Origin of the sequence: Kribbella sp. NPDC000426, from assembly GCF_040300265.1 — a bacterium.
Lineage (GTDB): Bacteria > Actinomycetota > Actinomycetes > Propionibacteriales > Kribbellaceae > Kribbella.
The window spans coordinates 959,222-973,826 of the sequence record NZ_JBEPDK010000004.1 but is presented as its reverse complement, the minus strand read 5'-3'; the positions used below and the strand labels follow the sequence as shown (position 1 = coordinate 973,826).

At 67.4% G+C, this 14,605-nt stretch carries 14 protein-coding genes; 10 read left to right on the top strand and 4 right to left on the bottom strand.

The window, feature by feature from the left end; genetic code table 11:
- On the bottom strand, positions 1 to 431 hold a 431-nt coding region (locus tag ABT313_RS23960; protein ID WP_350857775.1), incomplete at its 3' end, for a hypothetical protein.
- A 133-nt stretch (positions 432 to 564) separates the two neighbouring features.
- Here ABT313_RS23960 and ABT313_RS23955 point away from each other — a divergent pair.
- Complete coding sequence (locus tag ABT313_RS23955; RefSeq protein WP_350857772.1) at positions 565 to 1,497, top strand: hypothetical protein; 933 nt, start codon at positions 565 to 567, stop codon at positions 1,495 to 1,497.
- Between the two features lie 751 nt (positions 1,498 to 2,248).
- Entirely contained in the window at positions 2,249 to 3,025 is a 777-nt protein-coding gene (locus tag ABT313_RS23950; protein ID WP_350857769.1) for a class I SAM-dependent methyltransferase, read from the top strand.
- 267 nt (positions 3,026 to 3,292) lie between these two features.
- Here ABT313_RS23950 and ABT313_RS23945 read toward each other — a convergent pair whose 3' ends face one another.
- Both ABT313_RS23945 and ABT313_RS23940 read right to left on the bottom strand, forming a co-directional pair.
- Positions 3,293 to 3,976, bottom strand: coding sequence for a GAF and ANTAR domain-containing protein (locus tag ABT313_RS23945; RefSeq protein ID WP_350857766.1), 684 nt, complete (start codon positions 3,974 to 3,976; stop codon positions 3,293 to 3,295).
- A 26-nt stretch (positions 3,977 to 4,002) separates the two neighbouring features.
- Complete coding sequence (locus ABT313_RS23940) at positions 4,003 to 4,776, bottom strand: GAF and ANTAR domain-containing protein (protein ID WP_350857763.1); 774 nt, start codon at positions 4,774 to 4,776, stop codon at positions 4,003 to 4,005.
- Between the two features lie 339 nt (positions 4,777 to 5,115).
- Here ABT313_RS23940 and ABT313_RS23935 point away from each other — a divergent pair, with 339 nt between their 5' ends.
- The 3 genes from ABT313_RS23935 to ABT313_RS23925 are packed head-to-tail and all read left to right on the top strand — an operon-like array spanning position 5,116 to position 6,697.
- Positions 5,116 to 5,712 carry a sulfite oxidase-like oxidoreductase gene (locus tag ABT313_RS23935; protein ID WP_350857760.1) on the top strand — a complete coding sequence of 199 codons (597 nt, stop codon included), beginning with the start codon at positions 5,116 to 5,118 and terminating at the stop codon, positions 5,710 to 5,712.
- Positions 5,682 to 6,428, top strand: coding sequence for a ferredoxin reductase (locus ABT313_RS23930; protein ID WP_350857757.1), 747 nt, complete (start codon positions 5,682 to 5,684; stop codon positions 6,426 to 6,428). The genes ABT313_RS23935 and ABT313_RS23930 overlap by 31 nt, the downstream gene beginning before the upstream one ends.
- Before the next feature lie 2 nt (positions 6,429 to 6,430).
- Positions 6,431 to 6,697 (top strand): DUF6510 family protein, encoded by a 267-nt coding sequence (locus tag ABT313_RS23925; protein ID WP_350857754.1) that lies wholly within the window; start codon positions 6,431 to 6,433, stop codon positions 6,695 to 6,697.
- On the opposite strand, the gene ABT313_RS23920 is transcribed toward ABT313_RS23925, so the two are convergent.
- On the bottom strand, positions 6,694 to 7,428 hold the full coding sequence (locus ABT313_RS23920) for a MerR family transcriptional regulator (protein ID WP_350857751.1): 735 nt from the start codon (positions 7,426 to 7,428) through the stop codon (positions 6,694 to 6,696). The two genes, ABT313_RS23925 and ABT313_RS23920, sit on opposite strands and share 4 nt — an antisense overlap.
- A 62-nt stretch (positions 7,429 to 7,490) precedes the next feature.
- Here ABT313_RS23920 and ABT313_RS23915 point away from each other — a divergent pair, with 62 nt between their 5' ends.
- From ABT313_RS23915 to ABT313_RS23895, 5 genes are all read left to right on the top strand, one after another.
- Complete coding sequence (locus ABT313_RS23915) at positions 7,491 to 8,711, top strand: acetyl-CoA C-acetyltransferase (protein ID WP_350857748.1); 1,221 nt, start codon at positions 7,491 to 7,493, stop codon at positions 8,709 to 8,711.
- A complete protein-coding gene (locus tag ABT313_RS23910; protein WP_350857745.1) occupies positions 8,708 to 10,843 on the top strand; it encodes a 3-hydroxyacyl-CoA dehydrogenase NAD-binding domain-containing protein in 2,136 nt (711 codons plus the stop codon). Before ABT313_RS23915 ends, ABT313_RS23910 begins: the two co-directional genes overlap by 4 nt.
- A 210-nt stretch (positions 10,844 to 11,053) precedes the next feature.
- Complete coding sequence (locus tag ABT313_RS23905) at positions 11,054 to 12,337, top strand: ABC transporter substrate-binding protein (RefSeq protein ID WP_350857742.1); 1,284 nt, start codon at positions 11,054 to 11,056, stop codon at positions 12,335 to 12,337.
- The gene (locus ABT313_RS23900; protein ID WP_350857739.1) at positions 12,334 to 13,293 is read left to right on the top strand and encodes a carbohydrate ABC transporter permease; all 960 of its coding nucleotides are present in this window, start codon (positions 12,334 to 12,336) and stop codon (positions 13,291 to 13,293) included. The genes ABT313_RS23905 and ABT313_RS23900 overlap by 4 nt, the downstream gene beginning before the upstream one ends.
- Complete coding sequence (locus tag ABT313_RS23895) at positions 13,293 to 14,177, top strand: carbohydrate ABC transporter permease (RefSeq protein ID WP_350857736.1); 885 nt, start codon at positions 13,293 to 13,295, stop codon at positions 14,175 to 14,177. The genes ABT313_RS23900 and ABT313_RS23895 overlap by 1 nt, the downstream gene beginning before the upstream one ends.
- Positions 14,178 to 14,605 lie beyond the last annotated feature (428 nt).

Here is a 14,605-nt window from a genome sequence, read left to right as displayed (position 1 = left end):
ACAGACACCGCCACAGACACCGCCACAGACACCGCCACAGACACCGCCACAGACACCGCCACAGACACCGCCACAGACACCGCCACAGACACCGCCACAGACACCGCACCTGCCGACACCGCACCTGCCGACACCGCACCTGCCGACACCGCACCTGCCGACACCGCACCTGCCGACACCGCACCTGCCGACACCGCGCCCGCCGACACCGCGCCCGCCGACACCGCACCTGCCGACACCGCGCCCGGCGACACCTCAAGTCCGGCCTCGACGCCTGCTCGGCGGTCGTCCAAGGCGAACTCCCCAGCGGCCTCTGGCTTGCAGGCCCCGAACACAGACACCCAATCCCCGGATACGCGATCGCCTGCAACGGACCGCAGTACATCCATCGCGCCCGCCGCGTTCAGCCCACGCGACAGCTCGAACGACACACCGTGGACGTCGCCGGACCCGGCCCCCGGCGGCATCGCGGCGGGCTCGACAGGCTCGCCGTACGTCGGCCCGCGTGACCGCTCGACTGACGCACCGCGCCGGTCCGCAGACCCGGCCCGTGATGGCGATGCGATGAGCCCGACACACCCGCCGTACGACAGCCCGGGCGACCACTGGGACGACACCCCGCCAACGCGGGCCACGTCGGCCGAGCTGACTCGCGACGGACTCCAGGTGCGCCCGACAAGCCCGCCGTACGAGGGCCCGGATGGCGGTGACGATCGCATGGCTGAGCCCGTGGAACTGCGGGAGCCTCCGTTGGAAGACGGCGTCGGACCGTACGATCCTGACCCGCCGAGTGATCCGTTCGACAGTCGGCTACCGGGATATGTCCCCGGTCCGCGCAGGGAGCCCGACGAGGGCGTGCCGATGGACGCCGCCGCTCAGCGAGCGCTGGACGCGCGCCTTGCGCAGATCAAACGCGACGCCTACGCAAACCCCGCGACCAATGCGGACCCGGCCAGCGCCGCGCGCAGTGCAAGCCCGGCTGGGCAGATGCGTCCCGGGCAGACCGAGGTCTTCGTGCACCTCACCGACCTCACCCTGGCCACCGGAACCGGGGTGCTGCGCGCCGAGGGGATCGGTCCGTTGCTGGCCGAGCAGCTCACCGAACTTGTCGGGCATGGGCCGTACACGGTCAAGCCGGTCATCGACCTCAACGACGCCGTCAGCGTCGACGCCTACGAGATCCCGGCGCGAATCCGGGAACGGGTACGGCTGACCTACCCGGTGGAGCTGTTCCCGTACGGGACCCGGGAGTCCCATCGTGGCATCGATCTGGATCACATCGAGCCCTACGACCCGTACGGCCCAGCCGGGCAGACCAGCACCGGGAACCTGGCGCCGTTGAGTCGGTTTGCTCATCGGGTGAAGACGCATGCCCGCGGGTGGGATGTCCGGCGCGTTGACCACAAGACGCTGGAGTGGACGACACCGCACGGCTTCAGGTTCGAGGTCGGTCCGACCGGGACGCACCGCCTGCCCAACCGCACGCCAAGCAATTGATCCCGAGCTAGGTGCAGACGACACGCTCACCCATGGCTTGGTGCTGATGGGTCGCGCACGCCGACGGCGTGACACGAGTTGGCCGCGTCTATGTGGGACGGTTGCGGGTGGTGCCGACGGAGGCGACGTCCGGCGTACCGGGGTGTAGCCGTCGAGCGCCGATTCCGAGCCGCATTCGGTGATCGCGTGGTGCTGCGCAGCTGGTCGTGTCGGCCGGAGTTGGCACGGCGGTGTGTCGTTGATGGCTGCTGGCGGGGTCGGCCCTCAGTGGAGGCTCTCGCCTGAGTGGCGTCGTCGATGGGTCGGGACAGTCGCGTTGTTGGCTATCGCCGATTGACCGGTGGCGTCTGCTCCGCCGTGAATCGGTTGGCCGTCAAGCGGCCTGGAGTTACCTGGGAGGGCTTGGCCTGAAGGCTGGCTTGGAGAAGGAGATCGCTGACCTTGGTGTGGTGGCAGGAAGTGGGCTGCCGGTTCCGGGCATCCTGGCTGCTGATGTTGCTGGTGCTTCGACTGGGGGCGCGCGTCGTCGTCGCTGATGGCACGGTTGCCGAGGCATGTGGACCTCAGTCCGGTGGAACTTCGGTCGGGGCTGACGAGGATCGCGAGGCGGCGGGTTGAGGTGCCTGTCAACATGCTGAGGTCGCGTGGTCGACGTCGGGAACTGCCGTCGGTACTTGGCAGCACTGCGCGTCGCATGAACCGAAAATCACCCGCATCGGGTGCTCACAGCACCTTAGGGTTTGGGGTTGTGATGGATGAGTTTGATGTTGTGGCGTACAACCGTGAGGCCTGGGATCGGGAGGTTGCGGGTAGTAACGAGTGGACTCGGCCGGCGGGGGCGGAGGTTATTGCTCGGGCGCGGGCGGGGGACTGGTCGGTTGTGTTGATCGGGTACGACGCGGTGCCGCGTGGCTGGTTTCCGGAGGTGCTGGTGGGGACCGACGTGTTGTGTCTGGCTTCCGGGGGTGGGCAGCAGGGGCCGGTGCTGGCGGCGGCGGGGGCCACCGTGACGGTGTTGGACAACTCGCCACGGCAGCTGGATCGCGACCGAGAGGTTGCGGACCGCGAGGGACTCGCCATTCGGACCGTGCTCGGCGACATGCGCGACCTGAGCGTGTTCCCCGACGCCAGCTTCGACGTCGTCTTCAACCCGGTGTCGAACGTGTTCTGCCCCGATCTCGCACCGGTCTGGCGCGAGTCGTTCCGCGTACTGCGCCCAGGCGGAATCCTGATGGCCGGGTTCCTCAACCCAGACGTCTTCATCTTCGACGTCACCGCGATGGACGAGCGGGGCGAGCTCGTCGTACGCCACCAGATCCCGTTCAGCAGCCTCGACCTACCGGACGACGAGCGGCAGCGCGCGTACGGCACCGGCCCGATCGAATACAGCCACTCACTCACCGAGCAGATCGGCGGCCAGCTCGCGGCCGGCTTCATCCTCACCCACTTCGACGAAACCCCGCACCACGCGGACGCAACCGCGCAGTACATGCCGGGGTACTTCGCCACCCGGGCCATCAAGCCGTAGAAACGTGAGGTCCCGCCGCACCGCACTGCAGGAGGCGCAGTGCGGCGGGAGCTGCGCCCGTCGGTCAGCGGCTCGGTGGGTGCGACCGGTGCTGAGGGCCGTGCCAGGCCAACCCCTCCCAGTGGCGTGACGCGGTCCGGCGCGCCTGGGTCTGGGGCTTACCTGGACAGGTGAACTCAGAGTAGTCAGCAGACCCGGGCATGGCCAGACCGGGGGCGGGATCAGGCATTCGACTGAAGCGATCGCTCGACTCACATCAGGCCGGCATCAGGCAGGCGGCGTGATCCGCCCCTCGACGACGTCGGTCGCCACGTCGGTCAGGCGTCGATTGGTGGATCGCGCGTACGAACGCAGTACGCCGAAGGCCTCGTCGACGCCGAGCGACAGGCTGTGGCTGAGGTAGCCCTTGGCCTGCTCGATCAGGATCCGGCTGTTCAGCGCCGACTGCAGCTGTTCGGTGACAACCTCCTGCCGCGCCATCGCCCGCTGGTGCACGATGCCGATCGTTGCCGCGTCAGCCAACGCCTGTCCGAGCACGATCGTGTCCTCGGACAGCGGCCCGGTGTTGCGGTTCAACAGGTTCACCGCGCCGAGCGTCGTGTCGCGCAACCGCATCGGCAGCGCCTGGACCGAGCGGTACCCGGACGCGACGGCGGCCGCGGTGAAGCTCGGCCACGGGCTGTCGCCGTCGTGCAGATCGGCGTACTCCACCGCGCGACCGGTGTTGAACGCGTCGAGGCACGGGCCCTCGAGGTTCTGCAGCTGGACGAGTTCGATCAGCCGGGCCTGCTCGGTCGACGCCGCGACCAGGTTCAGCGCGCCCTGGTGGTCGACGAGCAGGATGCCGCAGGCCGACACGTCCAGCAGTTCAGTGCAATTCGCTGCCAGCCGGTCGAGGAAATCGATGATGTCGAAGTCGGCGACGAGAGTGTCGGACAATTCGATGAACACTTCCCGCACTCTCCGGTCAGATGTGCTCACGAGTCCTCCTCCTGGTCCAACTCGGCATGCTGAGAGCCCGTCTCCTTCGGTCTCGGCGGTTCGTCGATTTCCAGGCTCAGCCGGCCGGCCATCACCTCGGCGGCGACGTCCGGTAACGGCAGGCCTCTGCTGTAGGCGTATGCGCGCAGGCGGGCCAGCGCGTCGGTGACACTGATGCGGTGCCGTGCCGCGACCACTCCGGCGGCTTGATGTACTTCGGCACGCCGAGCGGTGAACGCGGCCGCGATCAGCTGATCCGCGTCGGTGCCGTGCCCACCACCGCGCTCGTCCAGCGCCAGGACGAGTACGGCGTCGGCGTACACCAACGCGTCCTGCAGGACGTCCGCGGCCAGTGGACCACGTTCGCCCCGATAGACCGTCAGTACGCCGACCCGCGCAGCGCCGAGGCCGACCGGGAACGCGAAGACCGCGTTGACCCCGCGCTCAACCGCGGCGGCCCCGAACATCGGCCAGCGCCGACCGTCGCCGACCCCGGTCAGGTCCGACGCGAGCACCGGCGCACCTCGGTGCAGCGCGTCGCCGGTCGGTCCTTCACCGAGCGTGAACTGCGCGTCGTCCAGTTCGGCGGCCACCAAACTGCTGGCGAGCAACGGCTCCCATCCGGTGCCGTTCGGCGTCATGGCGAAACCGGCACCGACCGCGGACATAGCCTCCGCGCAGGCACGCACCGCATGCTGCAGCGTCGGCGGCGCGCCCTCGGCGCCGGCCCTGATCGCGCCCCACACCCTGGCGCTGCGGTCCAGATTCACGCATCCCGTCCACGATCGTCCCGCCCCTAGGCGGATACTCCACTCTAGCGGCCGGGAAACGATCGCCTGGGTCATTGCGACCTGTGCCTTGAATGGTCCTGCCAACTGGTCCGCGCCGGGCGACGCGGACGTTGCTCGATAAACCCCTGTACCCGTTTCTGCGATCCTCACTCGTCGACCGGGCTGCTCACAACCACAGGCCGCACGTCGTACGATTCGCTCATCAGGGCTTCCTCCGGGCAGGTCGCGGCTCAGGAAGCTACCGTGGTCCGGGGCAGCACGAAAGACAGCAGTCTAGTCCTGAGTGGTCTGCGCCACGGCACACCGAGGGAGGTCGGCATGGGCATCGTGTCGCCAGGTTTCACGGGTCGGCACAGGGACGGGACCGAGTTGCCGCCCGGGCAGTATCTGACGCGGGATTTCCCGGTGTTGTCAGCCGGGCCGACTCCGCACCTGCTGCCGGAGCACTGGGAGTTCACCGTCACCAGCGAGACGGGTGAGCAGTACAAGTGGGACTGGGCCGCGCTGATGGCGTTGCCGGCCGAGGAGATCACCAAGGACATCCATTGCGTGACCCGGTGGTCGAAGCTGCAGACGACCTGGAAGGGCGTCTCGCTCGACACCCTGCTCGCCGACGTCGAGACCGGCGCCGACTACGCGATGGCGCACAGCTACGGCGGCTACACGACCAACGTGCCGATGGACGACCTGCTGGACGGGCAGTCCTGGATCGTGTACGAGTACGACGGTGAGCCGCTGGACCCCGAGCACGGCGGACCGGTCCGGCTCCTCGTCCCACACCTGTACTTCTGGAAGAGCGCCAAGTGGGTCCGCGGCCTGGTGCTGTCCGACACCGAGGACCTCGGCTTCTGGGAGACGGCCGGCTACCACGAGTACGGAGACCCATGGAAAGAACAGCGATACGCCGGCGACTGACGTGGCAGGTCGCCACGGTCACCGACGTACGGCGTGAGACCGAGACGGCGCGGACGATCGTGCTCGAGGTACCGGACTGGCCGGGGCATGCCGCCGGCCAGCACCTCGACGTACGGCTGACCGCGCCGGACGGGTACCGCGCATCGCGGTCGTACTCGATCGCGTCGGCCTGGAGCGGGTCGACGATCGAGTTGACAGTCGAGCAGGTGCCGGGCGGCGAAGTGTCGCCCTACCTGGTCGACGTGCTGACCGTCGGCGACCCGCTCGAGATCCGCGGACCGGTCGGCGGCTGGTTCGTGTGGAAGCCGGAGCAGGAGGGGCCGGTGCAGCTGATCGGCGGCGGCTCGGGTGTCGTGCCGTTGCGGGCGATGCTGCGTGCGCACGCGGACGCCTCGAGCACGACGCCGATCCGTTTGCTGTACTCCGTGCGCCGTCCGGAGTCCGTGATCTACGTGAGCGACCTCAAGGAACTCGCGTCGTCGGACGACGTCGACGTACACCTCGTCTACACGCGGGATGCGCCGGCCGGGGAGTCGCGGGTCGGGCGGATCGACGCTGATGTGATCTCGCAGTACGCGTTGAAGCCGGAGGACGGCGGTACGACGTACGTGTGCGGGCCGACGCCGTTCGTGGAGACGGTGGCGGATCTGCTGGTCGCGGCGGGACACGATCCGGCGCGCGTCAGGACAGAACGATTCGGACCGACAGGAGGCTAGCGGTGAGTGAGACCAATTACCTGGACGGCAACGCGGCGGCCGGATCGCTCAGCGAGCTGTTCGCCGTCGATCTGACCGCGGCCATCGCGCAGTGCAACGGCTGCGGCCACACGACCGTCTTCGCGGAGTCCCACGTCTTCGTCGATGCTCCGGGCATGGTGGCCCGCTGCCCGGGCTGCGACTCTGTGCTGCTCCGCGTCGTCACCACGCCCAACGACACGTACCTCGACCTCCGGGGCCTGACCTACCTGCGGGTCCCGAACTCCTAACGAGGTTTGCTCTGGGTGCGGCGGATCGTGTCGCGCTGCGTCTCGCCGACGGCCCGCTCGTAGGCCAGCACCAGGCCCTGGATCGTGACGGGCTTGAACCGTTCGACCAGGTGCTGGATGTGCTCGGGCGGGCCGCCGGAGTCCCGGTAGTGCGGCCAGACCTTGGTGCGGAAGACCTCGGTGAGTTCCTCGGCGAGCGCACGGCCGTGCTCGGTGAAGATGCGCCCGGCGTCGAGCACGGCCTCGACCGGCAGGTCCAGGTCGAGCAGCTCGACGCCGAGGCTGAGGTGTGCGGTCGCGACCTGGAACACGTCCTCGTCCGGCGTCGGCTCGACGACTCCGAGCGCGACCAGCATCTCGATGTCGTCGTCGCTGAGGTCCCGGCCGGTACGCCGTACCAGCGCCGTCCGGTCGAGCGTCTCCGGGAGGTCGCGCATCCACGGCGTCAGCAGCGTGCGATGCAGCGCGATGTCCTCCGGGGTCGCGTCGACCGGGATCCGGTCCAGGTACCCCTCGATCGCCTGCAGCGTGAACCCGTGCGCCTGCAGTTCGCGGACGAGATCGAGACGGGCGATGTGTTCGGGTCCGTAGTACCCGACCCGCCCGCGTCTGATCGGCGGCGGGATCAGGCCCCGGCCCGCGTAGAACCGCAACGTGCGCACAGTCATTCCGACGCGGGCCGACAGCTCGTCAACTGTCAGGGTGGCGTCGTCCCCCGGGACATCCGACATGGCCGAGATCATAACGACCCCCACTTGACCATCATGACAGTACAACTGTCACAATCGGCGGTATGACCAGTGAAGCGTTTCTGTACGACGCGATCCGGACCCCGCGCGGCAAGGGCAAACCGACCGGCGCGCTGCACGAGGTCAAGCCGATCCAGCTGATCACCGGCTTGCTCCAGGAGCTGCGGACGCGGCATCCCGATCTCGACCCGACCGCGATCGACGACGTCGTACTCGGGGTCGTGACGCCGATCGGCGACCAGGGCATGGACATCGCGCGGACCGCCGTACTGATGGCCGGCTATCCGGAGACGACCGGCGGCGTACAGCTGAACCGCTTCTGCGCATCCGGGCTGGAGGCGGTCAACCAGGCCGCGCAGCGAGTGCGCTCCGGCTGGGAGGACTTCGTCCTCGCCGGCGGCGTCGAGTCGATGTCGCGGGTGAAGATGGGCTCCGACGGCGGCGCGTGGGCGATGGATCCGGAGACGGCGCTCGACACCGGCTTCATCCCGCAGGGCATCAGCGCCGACCTGATCGCGACCATCGACGGCTTCTCCCGGACCGACGTCGACACGTACGCCGCCGAGTCGCACGCGCGTGCCGCGAAGGCCTGGGCGAACGGGTATTTCGCCCGCTCCGTCGTACCGGTGACGGATCGCAACGGCCTGCAGATCCTGGACCACGACCAGCTCGTCAGGCCGGGTACCTCGGTCGAGACGCTCGCGGGGCTGCCGCTGTCGTTCGCGGCGATCGGTGAGCACGGTGGCTTCGACTCGGTCGCGCTGGAGAAGTACCTGACGGTCGAGCGGATCGACCACGTGCATCACGCGGGCAACTCGTCCGGGATCGTCGACGGCGCCGCGCTGGTTGCCATCGGCAATGAGAAGGCGGGGGAGGCGCTCGGTCAGGCGCCTCGCGGGCGGGTGGTGTCCGTCGGCGTCAGCGGGGCGGACCCGACCATCATGCTGACCGGACCGGCGCCGGCCGCCCGGAAGGCCTTGGCTCGGGCCGGTCTGGAAGCTTCGGACATCGATCTCTTCGAGATGAACGAGGCGTTCGCCGCGGCGGTCATGCACTTCATGAAGGATCTCGGCGTACCGCACGAGAAGGTGAACGTGAACGGCGGAGCGATCGCCCTCGGTCACCCGCTGGGCGCCACCGGCGCGATGCTGATCGGAACCCTGCTGGACGAGCTGGAGCGGCGCGAGCTCCGCTACGGACTGGCCACCCTGTGCGTCGGCGGCGGGATGGGCGTCGCGACGATCATCGAGAGGCTTGCGGCATGATCGACTGGACCAACTCCGACGGTATCGTCACGCTGACGCTGAATGACCCGTCCGCCTCGGCGAACACCATGAACGACGCCTACCTGGCGGCGATGGGCGCGGCCGTCGAGCGGCTGCAGGCCGAGAAGGACTCGCTGCGCGGTGTCGTCATCACCAGCGCCAAGTCAACCTTCTTTGCCGGCGGCAACCTCCAGATGCTGTCGCAGATCCAGCCCTCGGACGCGGCGCAGGTGTTCGACACCGTCGAGGAGGTCAAGCGGCAGCTCAGAGCCCTGGAAACATTGGGCATTCCGGTCGTTGCCGCGATCAACGGATCGGCGCTCGGCGGCGGGCTCGAGATCGCGCTCGCCTGCCATCACCGGATCGTTGCCGACGACAATCGGATCGAACTCGGCGTACCCGAGGTCACGCTCGGCCTGCTGCCGGGCGGCGGGGGAGTGACCCGCACGGTCCGGATGCTCGGCCTGCAGGACGCGCTGATGAAGGTGCTGCTGCAGGGCCAGCGGATGAAGCCCGCGCACGCCTTCTCGGTCGGGATCGTCGACGAGGTCGTGCCCGCGGACTCGTTGCTCGATGCCGCGCGCCGCTGGGTCGCGTCGTACGACGGGGACGCCAAGCAGCCGTGGGACCGGGACGGGTACAAGATCCCAGGTGGTACGCCGTCGTCGCCGAAGCTGGCCGCGTTCCTGCCTGCCTTCCCGGCGAATCTGCGCAAGCAACTCAAGGGCGCGCCGTACCCGGCGCCGCGGGCGATCATGAGCGCCGCGGTCGAGGGTTCGCAGGTCGACTTCGCCACGGCGTCCCGGATCGAGTCGCGGTACTTCGTCTCGCTCGCCACCGGTCAGATCGCGAAGAACATGATCCAGGCGTTCTTCTTCGACCTGCAGTCGATCAACGCGGGCGGGTCGCGGCCGGCCGACGTACCGCGCTTCTCGGCCCGCAAGGTCGGGGTGCTGGGTGCGGGGATGATGGGCGCGGGGATCGCGTATGTGTGCGCCAAGGTGGGCATCGAGGTCGTGCTGAAGGACGTCTCGCTGGAGGCGGCGGCGCGCGGCAAGGAGTACTCCGAGAAGCTGCTGGCCAAGCAGGTGGCGAAGGGGCGTCTCTCCGCCCACGACGTCGAGGAGTTCCTCAGCCGGATCACGCCGACTCAGGACCCGAACGATCTGGCCGGATGCGACCTGGTGATCGAGGCGGTCTTCGAGGACGCGGGTCTGAAGCAGAAGGTGTTCGCGGAGATCGCCGATGTCGTCGAGCCGGACGCGTTGTTCTGCTCGAACACGTCGACGCTGCCGATCACCTCGCTTGCCGACGGGATCGACCGGCCGGACGACTTCATCGGCATGCACTTCTTCTCGCCCGTCGACCGGATGCCACTGGTCGAGCTGATCGTCGGTTCGAAGACGTCCGACGCGGCGATCGCCCGCGCGTACGACGTCGTACGGCAGATCAAGAAGACGCCGATCGTGGTCAACGACAGCCGCGGGTTCTTCACGTCGCGGGTCTTCGGCACGCTGGTGATGGAAGGCGCTGCGATGGTTGCCGAGGGAATCGACCCGGTGATGATCGAGCGGGCCGCGACCCAGGCCGGCTTCCCGGCGCCGCCGCTGGCGATGCTCGACGAGGTGACGCTGACGCTGCCGCAGAAGATCCGCGACGCCGCTCGCGCGGCCGGTGACAGCGCCGGGGCCTTCGACGAGCATCCTGGGATGGCGGTTGCCGATCGGCTGGTCAACGAGTTCGGCCGGCGCGGCAAGGCCGCGGGTGCCGGGTTCTACGACTATCCGGCGGACGGGCCGAAGCGTTTGTGGCCAGGACTGTGGGATCACTTTGCCCGTGACAACGACGTACCGCTGATCGATGTGCAGGAGCGGATGTTGTTCGCGATGGCGCTCGAGACGGTGAAGTGTCTCGACGAGGGCGTGCTCCGGTCGGTGCCGGATGCCAACATCGGATCGATCTTCGGCATCGGCTTCCCGCCACTGCACGGCGGCGCGTTGCAGTACGTCAACGCCTACGGGCTAAGCGCTTTCGCAGCACGCTCCCGCGAACTCGCGACGACATACGGCGCCCGTTTCGACCCACCTGAGCTGTTGACTCGCAAGGCAGCCGCGGGTGAGATGTTTACGTGATCACGGCCTGACAACATTCCACACATTCCAACACGAAAGATCGCAGTCCGGTCTTGCGCACAACGCGCTTTTGAGTCATCGTGCTAGGCACTTCTACAACGATTGACCTGTAGTAGCGTGTGCCAAACTCGGAGATGCTTAACGACGTTAAGTAACTCGGAACCGTGCGTCGTACCCTGCGACGTTCCCTCTTCGGGAAGGTGGAAATTCATGCCTGCTCATGTTCCGAACGCCGGACTGTCCCGGCGGGATCTGCTCAAGCGGACCGGTGGACTGGCCGCACTGGCCGCGTTCACCGCGGCCTGCGGCGGCAATACCGGTCGGCCGTCCTCGTCCGGCGGTGGCGGCGGGGCGAAGGCCAACCTGTCGCAGTGGTACCACCAGTACGGCGAAGCCGGCACCCAGCAGGCGGCCACGAAGTACGCCAAGGCCTACACCGACGCGAACGTCAGCGTGCAATGGACTCCGGGTGACTACGCGGCCAAGCTGTCGTCCGGGTTGCTGTCCAGCAAGGGCCCGGACGTGTTCGAGAGCCAGTTCAACATCGGCATGGTGAAGAGCAACCAGGTAGTGCCACTCGACGACATCATGGCCGACGTCAAGGACGACTTCCTGCCGGGCGACCTGGCCACGAACACCCTCGACGGCAAGATCTACGGCATCCGGATGATCATCGACCCGCAGGTCATCTACTACCGCAAGTCCATGCTGGACGCGAAGGGGATCAAGCCGCCGGAGACCATCGACGACCTGATCGCGGCGTCCAAGGAGCTGACCACCAACAAGGTGAAGGGCATGTTCGTCGGCAACGACGGCGGCAACGGCATGGGCGGCCCGGCGCTGTGGTCGTCCGGCGGCAGCTACTTGACCGACGACAACAAGCCCGGCTTCACCGGCGACCGCGCCGCGAAGGCCTTCGGCAAGCTGCACGAGCTGTACGCGAGCAAGAGCATCCTGCTCGGCGCGCCCACCGACTGGTGGGACCCGACCGCGATCAACCAGGGCCTGGTCGCGATGCAATGGATCGGCATGTGGGCGGTGCCGGGCATGCAGAAGGCGCTCGGTGACGACCTCGGCGTGATCCCGTTCCCGAAACTCGACGCGGAGGGCAAGCCGGCCGTGTACTCCGGCGGCTGGACCCAGTTCGTGTCGTCGAAGAGCGCCAACGTCGACGCGGCCAAGAAGTTCGTCAAGTGGCTCTGGATCGACAATTCGGCGGACCAGGAGGACTGGTCGCTGAGTTACGGATTCCACATCCCGCCGCGCAAGAGCCTGGCGGCGAAGGCATCCAAGCTGCAGAGCGGCGTCGCGGCTGACACCGTGAAGCTGAACGAGGACTACGGCCACACCGACAACCCGGCCTGGACTCCGAAGATGGGTACGGCGTTCGGCGACATGCTGACCAACGTCATCAAGAAGGGAGCCGACCCAGCCGCCGAGATCGCCAAGGCCGAGAAGACCGTCAACGCCGAACTGCAGCGGTTGTTCGGATGAGCGCACCGACCAAGACTGTTGCTCCGAAGTCCTCCGCTGCCGCTGGTGAGCGGCGGAGGACCCGGCGGAAGGGGATCGCCGGCAACACCCTGTGGTTCTGGGTGTTCGTCGGGCCGTTCGTCCTCGGCCTGCTGATCTTCTCGTACCTGCCGATCATCTGGAGCCTGGTCCTCAGCTTCTTCGAGGCCTACAACACCGCGACGCCGTCGAAGTTCGTCGGGCTCCGCAACTACATCGACATGCTCACCGACCACAACTTCTTGTCGAGTCTGGGCACGTTCACGATCTTCGCGGTGTTCATCGTGCCGCTGACGTTCGTGCTCTCGCTCGCGCTGGCGTTGCTGGTCAACCAGGTCAAGATCGCACGGGCGTTCTTCCGGTCGGTGTTCTTCCTGCCGACCGCCTGTTCGTACGTCGTCGCGTCGCTGATCTGGCGGTTGTCGATCTTCAACGGTGTCCGGTTCGGCCTCGCGAACACGGTGCTCGGCTGGTTCGGGATCGACAACATCGCATGGCTCTCGACGGTCTCGCCGCCGTGGTACTGGCTGCCGCTGGTCACCGTGCGGTTGTGGCTGCAGCTCGGGTTCTACATGATCCTGTTCATCGCCGGCCTGCAGCGGATCTCGCCGACGCTCTACGAGGCGGCGTACGTCGACGGAGCGAAGCCCGGGTGGCAGGTGTTCCGCTACATCACGCTGCCCCAGCTGCGGGCGACGTCGGTCGCCGTACTGATTCTGAACCTGATCGCCGCGTACCAGGCGTTCGACGAGTTCTACAACCTGGTCGGCAACGTGAACTACGCGCGGCCGCCGCTGGTCTACCTGTACGGCATCTCGCTCGGCTCGATCCAGGACCTCGGCCACGGCTCGGCCGGCGCGCTGATCCTGGCGGTCATCATCATGATCGTGACGCTGCTGCAGAGCCGGATCTTCGGCTTCGGAAAGGCGGGCGACTGATGGCAGTCTCGGAGCGTACGACGGGAACACCGCAACCGATCGGGTTCACCCAGAGTGCTCTGGGGCGGGTCGGCATGGTGCTGCGGTGGATCGCGTTGTTCATCGCGGTCGTGCTGTTCCTGCTGCCGTTCTACCTGATCCTGCGTAACGCGCTGTCGACGGAGGCCGACATCACGGCGCCGTCGTGGACGTTGTTCCCGGCGCATCTGCAGTGGGGCAACATCAAGGAGCTCTTCGACGACACCCAGGTGCCGATGGCGCGGGCGCTGTACAACTCGGCTGTTGTCGGGGTGCTGGGTACGGCGGGGCAGTTGCTGTTGGCATCTATGGCTGGGTACGGGTTGGCCCGGATTCCTTATCGGCATGCGGACAAGATCTTCTACGCGATCGTGGCGACGCTGATGATCCCGGGGGCCGTCACCTTCATCCCGTCGTTCATCGTGGTGTCGTCGCTCGGGTGGGTGTCGTCGCTGCGGGGTCTGATCATTCCCACGCTGTTCAGTGGGTTTGCGGCGTTCCTGTTCCGGCAGTACTTCCTCGGCTTCCCACGGGAGCTCGAGGAGGCGGCGCGGGTCGACGGGGCCGGGTACTTCGGGGTGTTCTGGCGGATCGTCGTACCGAACTCGCTGCCGTTCTTCGCGGCGATCGCGGCGATCACCTTCATCGGCAACTGGAACTCGTTCCTGTGGCCGCTGGTCATCGGCCAGGACTCGTCGTCCTGGACGATCCAGGTCGCGATGTCGACGTTCATCACCGCCCAAACCATCAACATCCACGAACTCTTCATGGCCGTAGCGGTCTCCATCCTCCCCCTCGTCCTGATCTTCGCCTTCCTCCAGCGCTACCTAATCCAAGGCGTAACCCAATCCGGCATCAAAGACTAAGGACACCGCTCCGCGGCGCCTGTCCTATTGGCCGCCTCCGGCGAGCACGTCAGTCCGCGAGCACGGTGCCCGGCGAATCACAGGATCCGCCGGGCCCGGTCCAAAGGACACCGCTCCGCGGCGCCTGTCCTATTGGCCGCCTTCGGCGGCGAGCACGTTGGTCCGCGAGCACCGTGTCCGGCGGATCGCACGTTCCGCCGGGCCCGGTCCAAAGGACACCGCTCCGCGGCGGCTGTTCTGTTGGCCGCCTTCGGCGGCGAGCGTCTCCGTCGACCGAGCAACTGCCTGGCGAATGGCGCGATTCGCCGGTCGCGGTCCAAAGGACGCCGCTTCGCGGCGGCTGTTTATTGGCCGCCTTCGGCGGCGAAAATGTCCGTCGACCGAGCAACCGCCCGGTGAATGGCGCGATCCGCCGGGTCTGGTCCAAA